We start from the raw sequence: 16,627 nt of genomic DNA on the forward strand, positions 1-16,627 counted from the left end.
AACCCGTTGTTATGCCAGCGCCTATATCAACCGCTCTATCTTCTGATGCTTCCACACCAATTTGTAATAGAGCGTCTGCAGTATCAGCATTCCCAGATAGGCAACCGGGAACGCCATCCACACACCCTGCAAACCGAACTGCCCGTCGAGCCAGTACGCCGCCGGCAACTGCACGCCGACCACGCAGACAATCGAAATGACCACCGGCACCAGGACGGTGCCGCTGGCGCGCATGATCCCGCCGATGATGGCCTGGAAGCCGAACACCAACAGGCTCCAGAGCATGATGTGCAGCAGATGCTCGGCCATCGCCCGGGTCGAGTCCTCGGTCAGGAACAGGCCCAGCAACCAGTGCGATAGCAGATAACCCAGCACAATCAGGCCACCGGTCAGGCACACATTGATCAACAGCCCGGTGCGCAGGATCGGCCCCATGCGTTGCAGATGCCCGGCGCCGATCGCCTGGGCACCGAGGATCGATGCGGTGATCGCAATCGACAGCGCCGGAAACTGCACGTAGTTGACGATCTGGGTGACTGCGCCATAGGCCGCCGTCGCTTGCGAGCCGTGCTGGTTGACGAGTGCGAGGATCACCAGCTCCGACAACGACAGCACGATCATCTGTACGCCGGTGGGCAGGCCGATGCGCAGGACCTTGCCGAGAATGGCCCGATCCAGTCGCAGCGCGGCAAAGAACTCTCGATCCGGCGCCAGCGGATGGCCCTTGCGGATCAGCCGCCAGGCCAGCCACGCCATTGCTGAGAGATTCCCCGCCAGCCCGGCATACGCCGCGCTCTGAATGCCCAACGGTGGCAAGCCCAGCCAGCCGCGAATCAACGCCGGCGTCAGCGCCAGTCCCACGGTGGTGGAGACAATCAGCGCGAGTAGTGGCGACAGCGTATCGCTGACACCACGCAGCAATTGGGTGAACAGCACGAATACCAGTAGCGATGGCAGAATCCACAACATGACGTGGGCATAGTCCACCGCGTCGTCGAGCACATCCGCCGGCGTGCCCAACCCCGTCAGTGCCTGTCGCGCAAACACCGTGCCCAGCACCGCCGCGACCAAACCGATCAACACACCCAGTAGCAACGTCGCTCCGGCAATCGCCTTGACCATGTGCGTTTCGCGCGCGCCCCACGCCTGACCGATCAACACGCCTGCGCCAGCTCCAAGGCCGATGACCAGGGCGATGAAAAAGAACACGACGGGAAACATGCCGGATACCGCCGCCAGCGCCTGTGTGCCGAGCATCTGGCCTATGTAGATGCTGTTGACCGTCCCGGACATCGATTGCAGGAAGTTCGACAGCACCATCGGCGCGAGAAACAGCAGATAGGTTTGCCAGAGCGGCTTGGCGAAGGTGGCGCTTTGCATTGAATGGAGGTCCATCTCGACGGCGGCAGGCCTGATTGACGATAGCTTCGGTGAGTTGCGTGCAGCGTGCAATCAACATTTCCCATCGGCGTTGATTGCCTGTTTTGCATTTGTGTAAATGCCAGGCATCGCTTTGTGTCAGTGTGCGGCTGTGGTAAATCAGCGCTTCTGTCGACACGTACTATTGAGGCTCGGTTCATGCGTAACGTTGCAAATTTTCTGCTTGGCTCCCTCCTCGCTCTGTCGGCCGCCTACGCTCAAGCGGCCGCACCCGCAGCGGCGCCTGCTTCATTGAAACCGCTACTGGCCACTTTGAATGAACGCCTGAGCATCGGCGATCTGGTTGCGTTGACCAAGTGGGACAGCGGCAAGCCGATCCAGGACAGCCCGAGAGAGGCGCAGGTCATCGCCAATGCCCGAACTCTGGCCGCCGAACATCAACTCGACGCAGACGATGTCGCGCAACTGATCGCCGCACAGATGGAAGCGAACAAACTGGTGCAATACGGTCTGCTCGCGCAATGGCAAGCAGCAGGTGCTGCACCGGACACACCGCGTCCGGATCTGGGCAAGCAGATCCGCCCGCGCCTGGATGAACTGCAAAAGCGCTTGTTGCAGCAGTACGCCGCCTTCGGGCCCTATCGCCAGGATCCGAATTGCCCGGCATGGCTGGCCAATGTTCGCAACGGTCTGGCCGCCGATTCGCTGCATGACATGGCGCTGATTCGTGCCAGCGGCGAGTTGTGCATTCGGGCAAAAGCCCTCTGAATCGCCGCTTATGGCAAACATCATCGGCGTCGATGTTCACCATCACGTCAATGAAGTTCTCATAAAAACTGCGCGGCGTAACATCGGCTCCAGACAAACAAACAACTTCCTGGAGCACACGATCATGAAACGCCAAACCCTTCTCGGCATCGCTTTCTCGGTTTTCGCAGTTAACGCTTTTGCAGTAACGCCTGCTCACACCCTGGTCGCTGAAGGCGGCTCGGACAAGCTGATCGAAAGCCGCGTCGCTGAGGGTGGCTCTGATCGTCTGCTCGAACGCCGTGTTGCCGAGGGTGGTTCGGATCGTCTGATTGAACGCCGTGTTGCCGAGGGTGGCTCCGATCGCTTGATCGATCGCCGCGTTGCTGAAGGTGGTTCTGATCGTCTGCTCGAACGCCGCGTTGCTGAAGGTGGTTCGGATCGCCTGCTCGAACGCCGCGTTGCTGAAGGTGGCTCTGATCGTCTGATCGAACGCCGTGTTGCCGAGGGTGGTTCTGATCGTCTGATCGAACGCCGCGTTGCCGAAGGTGGTTCGGATCGTCTGCTCGAACGCCGTGTTGCCGAAGGTGGTTCTGATCGTCTGATCGAACGCCGTGTCGCCTGAATCATCTGCATGACCGCAACACCCATGAAAAAGCCCGGCCTGATCAGCCGGGCTTTTTTGCATTCAGCCGTCGCTTATTGCGCGGTTTTCAGCTTGACCACGTCACCGGAGATGGTGGTGGTGTAGCCGGTCAGAACCCAGGCCCAGAACCAGTTTTCCTGAACCTGCGTGTTGATCATTGCATCGCCGCCCTTGGCTTGGATGGCCGCGTTTTGCGCGCGCACAAATCGGCTGTTCTGGCGGATAGGGATGATGCCAAACAGCAGCAGGCCGGTGGCCGATGCTTCGCTGTGGCCAACCACGGTGTATTGGTTGCTGTCGTAATGGGCGGTTTTCATCGGGGCGCCGGTGCAACCTGCCAGAACCACACCGAACAGTGCGGCGGCGACTACTTTGCTGAGGTATTTCACGGTAAAACTCCATGGGAAAACGCCCGGGATCCGTCTCTCGGGCGGCGCGCATTCTAACCAAAATGATGGCTCATTAACATCAATCTTCTTTGTATTTACATGAACCCGTTCGCTGGCCGCCCATCGGCGATGTCGCATACCATGGCGCCACTTCAATAAAGACAGACACCCGCCTCCATGTTCAAAGCCAGTCTGCGTAGCCATCTCACCCTGTGGTTCGGCGGTTTGTCCCTGCTGACGTTATTGAGCGTCGGCTTTTATGTCGGTCATATCGCCACCGAACAAATGAAGCAGGCCAGCGGCAACGCCTTGCTGAACACCGCGCGTGCAGCGGCGACGCTGTTGGGCGAACAACTGCGCGAACGGCAACTGGAGGTCTACCTGCTCAGTCGCGCACCGCATCTGGAGCGCGGAGATCTGGACAACCCAGCCATCCTCAAGTCGATGCAGTTGCGCACCCAGGCGCGCGCCGAATATGCGTGGATGGGCGTCACCGACGCCGAGGGCAACGTTCGCCAAGCGGTCAATGATCTGCTGGTCGGTCAATCTGTGCAGAAACGCCCGTGGTTCCAGATCGGCCTGCGCCGGCAATACACCGGCGATCCTCACGAAGCGGTGTTGCTGGCCAAGTTGTTGCCGGGCCTGCCCAATGGCGAGCCGTTGCGCTTCATCGATTTTGCCGCGCCGATCCACAATGCCGAAGGACAGGTGATTGGCGTGCTGGGCGCACATGCACACTGGAGTTGGGTAACGCGCATCGTCGAGTCGGCGGCGTTTTCCCACAAAAACTCGGCGCCGGATGTCCAGGCGCTGATCGTCGACCACGACGGCAAGGTGCTCTACCCCGAAGCGCTGATGGGCCAACAGCTGGCGACCAACGATCCGGTATTGTCGGGCTGGACGGCGGCCAACGGTTACCTGACCAGCATGGTCACTGTGCCGACGCCATCGGGCACGGCGCTGTCGTGGTCGATTGCCATCCGCCAGCCACTGGAAACCGCGCTGCAACCGGCGCGGACGCTGCAATATGAACTGTTGATACTCGGCGTTTTCGCCGCCATCGTTTTCGGTCTGGTGGCTTATTACCTGGCGCTGTACCTGAGCCGCCCGATCGAACAACTGGCACGCTCGGCCAAACAAGTGCAAAACAACCAGTCCGGCGCGCAGTTCCAGCTCCAGCATCCGGTACTGGAAATCGCCCAGCTCGGCCAGTCCATCGACGCAATGACGCAGTCACTGCTCGGCAAGGAACGCGAGCTGCAAGAAGCCAACGCGACCCTGGAAGCCACCGTGGCGCAACGCACCGCCGCACTCACCGAGGCCAACGCCGAACTGCTGAGCCTGGCCACACACGACGGCTTGACCGGCGTTTACAACCGTCGCCGCTTTGACGAAAAAATCACTGAATACTCGCTGCTGTCCCGACGCACCGGACGCCCTTTTGCCCTGCTGCTGATCGATGCCGACCACTTCAAACGCATCAATGACAGCCACGGCCACGCGGTCGGTGACGAGGTCCTGCAACAACTGGCGACCTTGATCCAGAACAGCGTACGCAGCACCGATTTCGTCGCCCGCTACGGCGGCGAAGAGTTCGCCGTACTGCTGCCGGAAGTCGCGCAACCCGACACCCCGGAAGTCGTCGCCGAAAAGATTCGCACGGCAGTCGCCGAAGCACAGTTTCCGGGCGTCGGCAACGTCACGGTGAGTATTGGCCTTGGCCTGGCAGATCCGGCAGACAACAACCACACGGCCCTGATCAAACGCGCCGATCAGCAGCTGTATCAGGCGAAAGCTGCGGGGCGCAATCAGGTTGCGTTTCATGCCCACTGACACGGGCGTATAACAACCAGAGACAGGCTGCCATCGCTGGCAAGCCAGCTCCCACAGGGATGAGGTAAAACCGGAAATATGAGTCGTTTGGAAACCGCTTTCGCGAGCAGGCTCGCTCCCACAGAAAGCAAGAGCAAGATCAAAAGATCGCAGCCTTCGGCAGCTCCTACAGTCTCCGCGTTCGTCTTAGGCCGAGTGTCAGCTCGCCTGCTTTTGATCTTGATCCACCGGCGACGTCGGAAGGCTGAGCGGAGGGATTGATCCGGGGGTGGGAGCGCAGCGACCGTCTGGCGCAGCCAGACACAGCGAGTGTAGGTGCAGCGAAGCAAACCGTAGCCGCTGCGCCCGGATCGATCCCGCAGCGAAGGAACCCGAGCCTGCGAGGGCCGAACGCAGGAGCAAGCCTTTTCGGTTACCTTTTCGGCGTTTGGAAAAGGTGACCCGCCGTAAGGGCGGAACCCTAAGCAGCCGTTACCGCAGCAATGGATATGTACTCCGCTCCTACCTTGATTCAGCACTGAACTTCTGAAGATAAGCCAACAAATTATTCAACTTCTCCTCATCACTCAGCCCCCAGAAAATCATCCGCGTCCCCGGCACCACCCCTTTCGGATCCTTGAGATAAGCCTTCAACGTCGCCCGATCCCAAGTAATCCCCGAGTTTTTCATCGCATCGGAATAAACATAATTGGCCGAAGTCCCCGCAGCCCGGCCAACGATGCCGTTCAACTGCGGACCAAACCCCGAACGAGCCGACTCGCCAACCTGATGGCAACCGCCGCACAGACGCGGAAAGATTTTCGCCCCGGCTTCAGGATCGCCCTCAGCCTGTGCGCTGGTGCTGAAGATCAAGGCGAGAAGCAGTGCTGTGGTGAATTTCATTAAACAGTCCAAACCTGGCTTTTCATGGCGTGAACGCAGTTTACAGATAAGCGCCGACAATCGTTCTGACAGTGATCAACGCCTGACGCAACACGTGCATGTCCACCGACCCGAGAGCCAGACGAATCGCATGGGGCGTATGGCCCGACAGCGAAAACGGCTCTGCACTGGTGACCGAAATCTGCTGCTGCATCAACTCGACCACGATCTGATCGGCACGCACATCTTCGGGCAACGGCAACCACAGAAAATACGAGGCCGGATGAGCAATGTAGCGCAGCCCCTTCAGCACCTCGGCCGCCAACGTCTGCCGGGCCATGGCATCACTACGCTTCTGCTCCTCAAGCACGGTGACGGTGCCGTCGTCGAGCCAGCCGCACGCAATGGCGGTCATCACCCCGGGCGTGTTCCACGTTGTCGCGCGAATGATTCGTTCCAGTGCGGGCACTTGAGGCAGCGGCGCCGCGATGAAGCCGACCCGCAATCCGGTGGCGATGTTTTTCGACAGGCCCGATACGTAAAACGTCCGTTCCGGTGCCAGATCGATCAAGGTTCGCGGCGGATTTTCCACCAGAAACGCGTAGGCCGCATCTTCGATAAGTGTCAGATCATAGCGCCGGGCAATCGCCACCAATTGCTCGCGCTGTTCCAGTGGCATGACCCAGCCCAGCGGATTGTGCAGCGTCGGCATGCTGTACACGGCGCGCACCGCACGCTGGCGGCAGAGCCTGTCCAGTGCCGGCAAATCCGGGCCGTGCTCTGTCATCGGGATCGCCAGCACTTCCAGATGCAACGCGTCGGCCAGCACCTTGAACCCGGAATACGTCAGCGCATCGGCGGCGATCACATCACCGGGTTTGAGCAGGGCCATCAGCGTCACCGCCAAACCTTGCTGAGCGCCATTGACGATCAGCACTTGGTCGGCTTCAACGGTCACGCCGCGTGTCGACAAATGTCGCGCCACCGAGGCGCGTTCGTGGGCACGTCCGGCGTGGGGTTGATAACGCAGCAACGCTTCGAGATCGCCGGACAACGCCAGTTGCCGCAACGCCGTGCGCAACAGCTCAGCCTGACCGGGCAACGACGGATAGTTGAAATTCAGGTCGATCATGCCGACCGCTACGTCTTTCTGATCGATGCCCTGCCCCGGCGCCAGCGACGTTTCCCGCACAAAAGTGCCGCGCCCGGCTTCGCCACTGACCAGGCCCATCGCCTCAAGCTCGGCATAAACCCGTGAAGCGGTAACCAGCGCCAGTCCTTCCTGCGCCGCCAGTTGCCGATGCGTAGGTAATCGCGTGCCCGGTGGCAGTCGTCCGCCACGAATATCCGCTGCATAGCGGTCAACCAAGGTCTTGTAACGGGATCGGGGCATGCCGGCTGTATCCATGACAATTTTTTGATTGTGCTGATTGTCCACCCTAGGATCACGGCGATACAAGCCACTCTTTGAGCGCGACCGACATGCACACAACATCGACTGCGGCCAACCCGGCGCTGGAAAAAACCAGCGGCTGGATCAACGGTTTTATCGGCGTGCTGATTTTCAGCGGTTCGCTGCCGGCCACACGTTTGGCGGTGCTGGAATTCGATCCGGTGTTTCTGACCGTGGTGCGAGCAGCGATTGCCGGCGCACTGGCCGTCGGACTTCTGCTGTTGTTCAAGCAACAGCGACCGTCGCGCCATCAGTGGCTGTCGCTGGTGATTGTTGCGCTGGGCGTGGTGTTGGGTTTTCCGCTGTTGACCGCGCTGGCATTGCAGCACGTAACTTCAGCGCATTCGATCGTGTTTGTAGGATTGCTGCCGCTGGCCACGGCAATGTTTGGTGTCTTGCGTGGCGGTGAGCGGCCACGGCCGGTGTTCTGGATCTTTTCGGTGCTGGGCAGCGCATTGGTGGTGGGCTTCGCTCTGTCCCAAGGCCTGAGCGCGTCGCCGACCGGGGACTTGCTGATGCTCGCGGCGATTCTGGCCTGCGGCCTCGGTTACGCCGAAGGCGCGAAACTGTCACGCAGCCTCGGCGGCTGGCAGGTGATCTGCTGGGCGCTGGTGTTGTCGTTACCGCTGATGGCAGTGCTCAGCCTGTGGCTGGCGCCCGCCTCGTTCGGCAACATCAGCTTGCCTGCGTGGATGTGCCTGGGTTACGTGTCGCTGTTCAGCATGCTGATCGGCTTTGTGTTCTGGTATCGCGGCCTGGCCCAGGGCGGGATTGCGGCGGTCGGGCAGTTGCAGTTGCTGCAGCCGTTTTTCGGTCTGGCGCTGGCGGCGACGTTGCTGCATGAGCAGGTCAGCGTCGGCATGCTCGGCGTAACGCTTGGGGTGATTCTTTGCGTGGCCGGAGCGAAGAAATTCGCCAGGTAATGTTCAGTGTCCGGCTTTCCATTGCCGAGGACTGAGACCGGTCTTGCGCCGAAACGCCCGGGCCAGCGCCGACGGACTTTCGTAACCGACCTCTTCGGCAATCAACGCAATCGGCCGGCCTTCGCGCAGGCGTTTCTGCGCAAGACTGACGCGCCAGCTCAGCAGATAATCGGCCGGCGTCTGCCCGACAACCCGGCGAAACTGCTCGGCAAAACCGGCGCGGGACTGGTTCGCCGCCGCCGCGAGATCGGCCACACTCCAAGGCTTGTGCGGCTGCTCGTGGATCAGGTTCAAGGCGCGAGACACGCGCGGATCAGCCAGTCCGGCCATCATGCCCGGTTGCTGATCTCGACTGCCGATGAGATGGCGCAGCAGCAGAATCACCAGCAATTCAAACAGGCGATCCATCACCGCCACGCGCCCGCAATGTCCTTCAAAGGCTTCGTTGAACAGCCAGTCAAGGGTGCTGCGCAATTCCGGGATGTCGGTGAGTTTCAATACCAGATAGTCCGGTAACGCGGCGGCCAGGGCATTGCCCGAGCCGCCGTCGAAGGTCAGCGAGGCACAGACAATCTGACTGGCCATGGCTTCGTCGGCAAACATCCGATGGGTAAACGGCCGGGGAAAGAAAATCAGTGACGGTTCGTCCAGACGGATCTCCCGCTCGTTGCCCGGTTTGAGCAGCAACGCCCCGGCTTGCAGAACATGCACGTGCCCGACCGGCTCGCCTTCGTGAACACTCACGCCGCAAAACGCGCCGCTATGGAAGGTGCCGGCGTTCACGCCGAAATGACTGAGTAATGTGGAAAGGCGATCCATGGCTGACTCCCGAAGGCATATCTGGACGATCTGCCGCATATCCTCGACGATTTGCCGCCAAAGCGCCATTGGCAGCCCCTAAGATTTCTCCATCGCCGCTGCACTTCGCCGCGCAATTTGGAGAATCACCATGAGCCGCATCCCCACCATCAGCCTCGACACCGCCACCGATGCCACCCGTCCTGCACTGGAAGGCGTGAAGAAAAAAATCGGCTTCCTGCCCAACGTCTTCACTACCCTGGCCCAAGCGCCGGTTGCATTCGACACTTACCTGCAAGCTTCGGCGATCCTCGGCAAGACTTCGCTCAGCGCCCAGGAAAAAGAAGCCGTCTACCTCGCCACTTCGCAAGTCAACGGCTGCGACTACTGCCTGTCCGCACACACAATGTTTGCCGGCAAGGCCGGGCTCTCGCCACAGGACATCGTCGCGGCCCGCCAAGGCGAACTGAATGCCTACGCCGCCCTCGCCCGCCAACTGACCGAAACCCGTGGCCACTTGAGCGATGAACAGTTGGCCGCTGCCCGCGCCGCCGGTATCGATGACCGCAAGATTATCGAAGTGATTGCCCTGGTGGCCGTGCAGACATTGACCAACTACCTGAACAACACGGCGCTGACCGACATTGATTTCCCCGCCGTCGAGGCCTGAGCAGTCGCTCACGAACTGAAGAAAAATCCGCTGGCGAAAAGATGCTCTTTTCGCCAGCGCTGTTTTTTGCTGCCATGATGTAGGTCAGAATAATTCGCAGCGCAAACAGTGTCTGGTGCGCTGAAACCAAACAGCCTGTGCGCAGGTCTTTGTTCTCAGACAAATGCCCCGGAAAGACACGAACCCCATGACAGACTGGTTGCAAGACAACGGCGAGATGGCCGGGCAGATCCGCCGTCACGACTGGGCGAATTCGCCCCTCGGCCCGTTGGAAAACTGGCCCGATGTACTCAAGACCACCGTCTCGCTCAGCCTCGCCTCGCATTTCCCTCAGGCGATCGTCTGGGGCCCGCAACTGATCACTCTCTATAATGACGCCTTCGTGCCGATTCTCGGCGACAAGCCCCATGCGCTGGGACGTCGTTTCAACGACATCTGGAAAGAAGCCTGGCGTGAGATCAGCCCGATAGCCGAGGCGGCCTATGCCGGCCAAGCCACCTACATCGAAAACTTTGCCCTGAAGATCGAACGCGGCAACGGTCCGGAGCAGGCGTTCTTCACTTTCTGCTACAGCCCGATTCGTGACTCGCTGGGCAATGTCGTCGGCATGCTCGACACGGTCACCGAGACCACCCAGACCGTTTATCTCAACCAACGCCTGGCCGTCCTCGATGCCATCGGCGAAGCGGTGACCAATGCCACCGATGCGCAAGCAATCCTGGCGGCGAGCACCCGGCTGATGGTCGAGCAGTTGCAATTGTCCAACTGCGCGTACGCCGACATGGATGCCGACGAGGATGGCTTCACCATTCGCGGCGACTATGCGGCACCGGGTTCGCCAAGCATCGTCGGCCACTACCGCCTGCGCGATTTCGGTGAGAAGGCAGTGACTCTGCTGCGCGCCGGGGAACCGCTGGTCATCCATGACAACCGCAGCGAGCTACCACCGGAAGAGTCGGCGACCTTTCAGGCCATCGGTATTACCGCGACCATTTGTGTACCACTGATCAAGCAGGGCCGTCTGACCGCATTGATGGCCGTCCACGACAAAGTGCCGCGGGTCTGGTCGCAATTTGAGCAGGCATTGATGAGCGAAGTGACCGAACGGTGCTGGGCGCACATCGAACGGGTGCGCGCCGATGCGAACGTGCGCGAGGGCTTGCTTGCATTGGCTGAACTCAATGCCACGCTGGAACAACGGGTCGAGGAACGCAGCCTGCGCCTGGCCCAGGCCGAGTCGGCGTTGCGCCAGTCGCAGAAGCTCGAAGCCATCGGCCAATTGACCGGCGGCGTCGCCCACGACTTCAACAATCTGCTGACGATCATTCGTTCGTCGGTGGATTTTCTGCGCCAGCCCAACCTGCCGGAAGAACGCCGTCAGCGCTACATGCGCGCGGTTTCCGACACCGTCGAGCGCGCCTCCAAGCTGACCAGCCAGTTGCTCGCCTTCGCCCGCCGCCAGCCGCTCAATCCGCAGGTAGTCGACGCTGGCGAACGTTTGGCAAACATCGGCGAGATGCTCGAATCGGTCACCGGCGCGCAGATTCATGTGTGCGTCGAACGCCCGGATCACCCCTGCTACATCCGTGTCGACCTCAGTCAGTTCGAAACCGCGTTGATCAACATTGCGCTTAACGCCCGCGACGCCATGAACGGTCAGGGTGAGCTGAAATTGCGCCTGGAATGCCACAAAGCGCTGCCGCCGATTCGCGGTCACGCCGGGTCCAGCAGCCATTTCGTGTCGATCGCCTTGGCCGATAACGGTGCCGGCATCGACGCACGCACCCTCGAACACATCTTCGAACCGTTCTTTACCACCAAGGCTGTCGGCAAAGGCACTGGGCTCGGGCTGTCGCAGGTGTTCGGCTTTGCCAAGCAGTCGGGCGGCAACGTCGACGTCTCCAGCGTCCTTGGCCAAGGCACCGAGTTCACCTTGTATTTGCCGCAAGTGCCGGCGGACGAGGCTGAACAGGACAGCACCGAGGACGATGGCGAGGTACAGCCGGCCTGCGAAAAACGCCGGGTACTGGTGGTCGAGGACAATCTCGATGTTGGTCGTTTTGCCAACCAGATCCTCCAGGATCTGGGCTATGAAACCGCATGGGCAACCAACGCTGAAGAAGCCCTGCAGTTGGCGGGCAGCGATGCCAGCGCGTTCGATGCGGTGTTTTCCGACGTGGTCATGCCGGGCATCACCGGCGTCGCGCTGGCCAGGGAGCTGCGCCAGCGCCGCCCCGATCTACCGGTGATTCTGACCTCCGGCTACAGCGAAGAACTGGCCCGCAGCGGTTACGAAGGTTTCGAGTTTCTCGCCAAGCCCTACTCCGCCGAACAGGTCTCACGGATTCTCGGCAAGACTTGGCTCAAGGACGCAAAACCAGCGGCGTCAGTCGTGATCGACGCCGGCGCGCTTGAGTAATTTCTTGCAGCGTTCCGACAGATGAAACACCTGTAAATGCTTGCCAGCCTTGGCGTAGCGTTCACGCAGGGTTTTCAACGCGGCAATCGCCGAGTAATCGACAAAGCTCAGGTGTCGGCAGTCGAGAGTGACTTTCGCCGGATCGTTGGCCGGATCGAACTGATTGAGAAACGGCGTGGTCGAGGCAAAGAACAGCGTGCCGTGCAGGCGATAGAGCTTGCTGCCGTCGGCCTCCAGGTGTTCATCGGCGTACAGTTCGCGCGCCTGCTGCCAGGCGAAGTTGAGCGCAGCGATGATGATCCCGCACAGCACGGCCGTGGCCAGATCGGTGAACACGGTGATGGTGGTCACGGCGATGATCACCAGCACATCGTGCAGCGGCACCTTGTTGATCACCCGCAACGACGCCCAGGCGAACGTCTGCTGCGATACCACAAACATCACCCCCACCAGTGCGGCCAGCGGAATACGCTCGATCAGCGGTGACAGAAACAGAATGAACAACAGAATCAGCACACCGGCCACAACGCCGGACAAGCGCCCGCGCCCGCCGGAGCTGAGGTTGATCACGGTCTGGCCGATCATCGCGCAACCGCCCATGCCACCGAAGGCCCCGGACACCATGTTCGCCGCGCCGAGCGCTACGCACTCACGATCCGGATAGCCACGGGTCTCGGTGATTTCGTCGGTCAGGTTCAGTGTCAGCAAGGTTTCCAGCAGGCCGACCATCGCCATCAGGATTGCGTACGGGGCGATGATGCGCAGCGTTTCCAGGCTCCACGGAATGTCTGGCATGGCGAAAGTCGGCAGACCGCCGGCAATGTGCGCCATGTCGCCGAGGGTACGGGTCGGCAGGCCAAACAGGTAGACCAGCAGGCCGACACCAAGGATCGCCACCAGCGCCGGGGGCACTGCTTTGGTCAGGCGCGGGAGGATGTAAACGATGGCCATGGTCAGCAGCACCAGCCCGGTCATCAGATACAGCGGCGTACCGCTGAGCCAGTGCTCGCCGCTTTTGAAGTGCTCCAGTTGCGCCAGGGCAATGATGATCGCCAGGCCGTTGACGAAACCGAGCATCACCGGATGCGGCACCATGCGCACCAGTTTGCCCAAGCGCAACAGCCCGAACGCCATCATGATCAGACCTCCGAGCAGCACCGTTGCCAGCAGATATTGCACGCCGTGTTGCACCACCAGCGCGACGATCACCACCGCCATCGAGCCCGCCGCACCGGAAACCATGCCCGGCCGGCCGCCAAACAACGCTGTCAGCGTGCAAATGATGAACGCGCCGTACAGGCCCATCAGCGGATTGAGATGCGCGACCAGCGCGAAAGCAATGCATTCGGGCAACAGGGCGAACGAGGTGGTGAGTCCGGCGAGGACATCGGCGCGCAGACGAATCGGTTTCATGGCTTACCTGACTGAGCGGCCGCTGGGCACGGCTGCTGTTTTCGCGAAAAAAGAGGGAGGCGAATGTTACGGAATTGTTCGGCCTCGGGCCAGTGAAACGCTGACATGGGGTGGCGCGGGCCTTATCCTTGCAGGCTTGTCCATCGAATCGAGTCGCAGCATGTCAGCGTTTTTGTCCGCCCGGGATGTGTGTCAGCGTCTGCGCGAAGCTGCGCTGGGCGTGCTTGCGTTCGAAGTCTGCGAGGTAATGTCCCAGTCCGGGCTGATTGCCGTTTACATCGAGGGCTGGCATCTGCTGTTGGACTTCGCCGAGGGACACTTGCATCACTGTGAATACGCGCGCAACTGCGCCGGGGATGAAGCGACGCTGGACACTTGGCAACGTTATGGCACGGACCCGGTGAGTCTGCTCAGCACATGGGAACTGGCGCAGATCGAGCGGTTGCTGTGTGAGGCGAATCGCGTCCAAACCTAGTGCATCGTTTCCGACTGCGGTGCTCTCTGATGTTGAGACCGACCAAACGCCTGTCGGAGCGAGCCTGCTCGCGAAGGCGGTATATCAGTCGGTTTGATGTTGACTGTCACAGCGCTTTCGCGAGCAGGCTCGCTCCCACAGAGTTTTATGTGCGTTTCAGAAGATCACTTCGGCTGCCGGTTTGACGTCGATCCGTGCCACGGAACTGGTCAGGGCGGCGAAATCCTTGTTGTGTTCGGCAATGATGTCCTCGGCGCTCATGTTGCCGTTATCGACCGTCGAATGCGCATCCCGCGCAACGACGATGTCGTAGCCCAGTGAATGCGCGCTGCGCACCGTGGCGTTGACGCAGTAATCGGTTTGCAGGCCGCAGATGATCAGGCGTTCGAAGTCCTCGCTGGGCAGCAGCTTGCCGAGATCGGTCTGGTAGAAAGAATCCCCGGTAGTCTTGCCTACACGCAGGTCTTTCGTCGAAGTCAGCAAACCTTCGGCCAGTTGCCAACCGTCCGCGCCATGCACGAACGGACCGTCCTTTTCTTCGTGCTGAATCAACACCACCGGAACGCCAGCTGTGCGGGCGCGTTGGCTGAGATCATTGATCGTGGCGATCACGCGGTCGATTTCAAAACACTGATATTCACCAGCACACAGCGCTTGCTGGACGTCGATGATCAGTAATGCGGTGGTCATGTCGAGCCTTCCTTGATCAGTCCTTGAGATGGGGCGGACCTGAGCCCGCCCCTTTTTACTCCGCTCAGTAACCCAGTGACAAGCCGGTATTACGCCGTGGATCATTGGCGCCGTAGAAGCGATTCTTGCCAACCGGTTTGCCGTCCAGTGACGGCGCGCCGACCAGAATCGCGGCGATGTGGTTGGGATCCTGCGGACCGGCAAACTTGTGGCCCCAGCTCTCGAGGAGCTTTTTCGTATCCGGGCTGGCGGCGAAGTCTTCGAGGTTGGTTTCCTCCGGCATCCACTGCTGATGGAAGCGCGGCGCGTCGACCGCTTCCTGCAGCCCCATGCCGTAATCGATCACATTGAGCATGGTCAGCAAGGTCGCGGTGATGATCCGGCTACCACCCGGCGTGCCGACCACCATCACCACTTTGCCATCCTTGGTGACGATGGTCGGACTCATTGACGACAGCGGCGCCTTGCCGGGCGCGATGGCATTGGCTTCCCCCTGAACCAGACCGTACATGTTCGGGACGCCGACCTTGGAGGTGAAGTCGTCCATTTCGTCGTTGAGGATCACCCCGGTCTTGCTCGCCATCACGCCGGCGCCGAACCAGTCATTAAGGGTGTAGGTGACCGAAACGGCATTGCCCCACTTGTCGACGATCGAATAGTGCGTGGTGTTGCTACCTTCATGCGGCGCTACACCGGGTTTGAGCTCAGCCGACACGCCGGCCTTTTGCGGCTGGATGGCGTTGCGCAGTTTGGTCGCATAGTTCTTGTCCAGCAGGTGCTCGATCGGATTCTTCACGAAGTCCGGATCGCCGAGGTAGCTGTTGCGATCAACGTACGCGTGGCGCATCGCTTCGATCTGGTAGTGCATGCCCTGAGCGGAATGGAAGCCCAGGTCCTTCATCGGATAGCCTTCGAGGATATTCATGATCTGGCAGATCACCACCCCGCCGGAGCTGGGCGGTGGCGCCGAGACCACGTGATAGCCGCGATAATCGCATTCCACCGGAGCCAGTTCGCGAGTCTTGTATTTGTCCAGGTCGGCCTGGCTGATGATGCCTTTGTTGGCTTGGCTGGACGTGACAATGGCATCGGCGACCCAACCTTTGTAGAAGCCGTCGGCGCCCTTCTCGGAAATCGTCCGCAGGGTTTTCGCCAGATCCTTCTGCACCAGTTTCTGCCCGACCTGCATCGGCTCGCCGTTGCTGAGGAAGATCGAGCCGGAATCGCGCATGTCCTTCTTGAACACATCCGTCGCGTATTCGAGCAGCTCGACATCGCCCTGCTGCAACTCGAAACCGTCTTCGGCCAGTTTGATCGCCGGGGCAATCATGTCCTTGCGCTGTTTGGTGCCGTATTTGCTCAGCGCCAGCTCCATGCCGGACACGGTGCCCGGCACGCCGACCGCCAGGTGCCCGCGGGTGCTCAGGTCCGGGATGACGTTACCGTCCTTGTCCAGATACATGTTGGCGGTCGCTGCCAGCGGGGCTTTCTCACGGAAATCGAGAAAGGTCTTGCGCCCGTCCGCCAGTTGTATGGTCATGAACCCGCCACCGCCAAGGTTGCCCGCAGCCGGGTAGACCACCGCCAGCGCATAGCCCACGGCCACTGCCGCATCCACGGCATTGCCGCCGTTTTTCAACACATCGACGCCGACATGGGTCGCCAGATGTTGCGCGGTGACCACCATGCCGTTTTCCGCCGCCACCGGCGCCACCGATGCCGCGTGAGCCATGAGACAGCTGAGCGCCAGGGAGGTTGCAATGAGCGATCTGGCCAAAGGTTCGTACTTCATGAGTCGATCTCTTTTTGTTTTTGGGGACTGCGCAAAACGCAGGGCAGCGCTTCAGGAGCAACAAGCAGTATGGCCGGCTTTGCGTATTGCGCCTCCCCGTTCAGCCAGTATGCTGAGCCATCGCAGCATTTGGCAGCT

At 60.6% G+C, this 16,627-nt stretch carries 15 protein-coding genes; 7 read left to right on the forward strand and 8 right to left on the reverse strand.

All coding sequences use genetic code 11. The features are described from left to right. Positions 1 to 21: 21 nt before the first annotated feature. Positions 22 to 1,380 (reverse strand): MATE family efflux transporter, encoded by a 1,359-nt coding sequence (locus tag FEE99_RS21160; RefSeq protein ID WP_041477039.1) that lies wholly within the window; start codon positions 1,378 to 1,380, stop codon positions 22 to 24. 198 nt (positions 1,381 to 1,578) lie between these two features. Here FEE99_RS21160 and FEE99_RS21165 point away from each other — a divergent pair, with 198 nt between their 5' ends. Further along, positions 1,579 to 2,148 (forward strand): chorismate mutase, encoded by a 570-nt coding sequence (locus tag FEE99_RS21165; RefSeq protein ID WP_041477040.1) that lies wholly within the window; start codon positions 1,579 to 1,581, stop codon positions 2,146 to 2,148. A 124-nt stretch (positions 2,149 to 2,272) separates the two neighbouring features. Beyond that, positions 2,273 to 2,752, forward strand: coding sequence for a hypothetical protein (locus FEE99_RS21170; protein ID WP_041477372.1), 480 nt, complete (start codon positions 2,273 to 2,275; stop codon positions 2,750 to 2,752). A 74-nt stretch (positions 2,753 to 2,826) separates the two neighbouring features. Here the strand turns inward: FEE99_RS21170 and FEE99_RS21175 are convergent, their stop codons facing one another. Next, entirely contained in the window at positions 2,827 to 3,162 is a 336-nt protein-coding gene (locus FEE99_RS21175) for a hypothetical protein (RefSeq protein ID WP_024013386.1), read from the reverse strand. Between the two features lie 177 nt (positions 3,163 to 3,339). Between FEE99_RS21175 and FEE99_RS21180 the strand changes: the two genes are divergently transcribed. After that, positions 3,340 to 4,995, forward strand: a complete 1,656-nt coding sequence (locus tag FEE99_RS21180; RefSeq protein WP_041477041.1) for a sensor domain-containing diguanylate cyclase — start codon at positions 3,340 to 3,342, stop codon at positions 4,993 to 4,995. Between the two features lie 501 nt (positions 4,996 to 5,496). Here the strand turns inward: FEE99_RS21180 and FEE99_RS21185 are convergent. Next, positions 5,497 to 5,877, reverse strand: a complete 381-nt coding sequence (locus FEE99_RS21185; protein ID WP_041477042.1) for a c-type cytochrome — start codon at positions 5,875 to 5,877, stop codon at positions 5,497 to 5,499. A gap of 40 nt (positions 5,878 to 5,917) precedes the next feature. Continuing rightward, the gene (locus FEE99_RS21190) at positions 5,918 to 7,249 is read right to left on the reverse strand and encodes an aminotransferase-like domain-containing protein (protein ID WP_041477373.1); all 1,332 of its coding nucleotides are present in this window, start codon (positions 7,247 to 7,249) and stop codon (positions 5,918 to 5,920) included. Positions 7,250 to 7,338: 89 nt separating this feature from the next. Here FEE99_RS21190 and FEE99_RS21195 point away from each other — a divergent pair, with 89 nt between their 5' ends. Beyond that, complete coding sequence (locus FEE99_RS21195; protein ID WP_041477043.1) at positions 7,339 to 8,232, forward strand: DMT family transporter; 894 nt, start codon at positions 7,339 to 7,341, stop codon at positions 8,230 to 8,232. 3 nt (positions 8,233 to 8,235) lie between these two features. On the opposite strand, the gene FEE99_RS21200 is transcribed toward FEE99_RS21195, so the two are convergent. Then, positions 8,236 to 9,051: an AraC family transcriptional regulator gene (locus tag FEE99_RS21200; protein ID WP_041477045.1), complete on the reverse strand. Its 816-nt coding sequence runs from the start codon at positions 9,049 to 9,051 to the stop codon at positions 8,236 to 8,238. A gap of 130 nt (positions 9,052 to 9,181) precedes the next feature. Here FEE99_RS21200 and FEE99_RS21205 point away from each other — a divergent pair, with 130 nt between their 5' ends. After that, the gene (locus FEE99_RS21205; protein WP_041477046.1) at positions 9,182 to 9,700 is read left to right on the forward strand and encodes a carboxymuconolactone decarboxylase family protein; all 519 of its coding nucleotides are present in this window, start codon (positions 9,182 to 9,184) and stop codon (positions 9,698 to 9,700) included. A 187-nt stretch (positions 9,701 to 9,887) separates the two neighbouring features. Continuing rightward, a complete protein-coding gene (locus tag FEE99_RS21210) occupies positions 9,888 to 12,119 on the forward strand; it encodes a response regulator (RefSeq protein WP_041477047.1) in 2,232 nt (743 codons plus the stop codon). Here the strand turns inward: FEE99_RS21210 and FEE99_RS21215 are convergent. Then, on the reverse strand, positions 12,087 to 13,532 hold the full coding sequence (locus FEE99_RS21215; protein WP_041477048.1) for a SulP family inorganic anion transporter: 1,446 nt from the start codon (positions 13,530 to 13,532) through the stop codon (positions 12,087 to 12,089). The two genes, FEE99_RS21210 and FEE99_RS21215, sit on opposite strands and share 33 nt — an antisense overlap. Before the next feature lie 160 nt (positions 13,533 to 13,692). On the opposite strand from FEE99_RS21215, the gene FEE99_RS21220 reads away from it, so the two are divergent. Next, positions 13,693 to 14,007, forward strand: a complete 315-nt coding sequence (locus FEE99_RS21220; RefSeq protein WP_041477049.1) for a DUF7693 family protein — start codon at positions 13,693 to 13,695, stop codon at positions 14,005 to 14,007. A gap of 156 nt (positions 14,008 to 14,163) precedes the next feature. Here the strand turns inward: FEE99_RS21220 and FEE99_RS21225 are convergent, their stop codons facing one another. Both FEE99_RS21225 and ggt read right to left on the reverse strand, forming a co-directional pair. After that, positions 14,164 to 14,697: a cysteine hydrolase family protein gene (locus FEE99_RS21225; protein WP_041477050.1), complete on the reverse strand. Its 534-nt coding sequence runs from the start codon at positions 14,695 to 14,697 to the stop codon at positions 14,164 to 14,166. 64 nt (positions 14,698 to 14,761) lie between these two features. Continuing rightward, complete coding sequence (gene ggt, locus FEE99_RS21230; RefSeq protein WP_041477051.1) at positions 14,762 to 16,489, reverse strand: gamma-glutamyltransferase; 1,728 nt, start codon at positions 16,487 to 16,489, stop codon at positions 14,762 to 14,764. Positions 16,490 to 16,627 lie beyond the last annotated feature (138 nt).

Origin of the sequence: Pseudomonas sp. ef1 (assembly GCF_007293365.2) — a bacterium.
Taxonomy (GTDB): Bacteria; Pseudomonadota; Gammaproteobacteria; order Pseudomonadales; family Pseudomonadaceae; genus Aquipseudomonas; species Aquipseudomonas siliginis.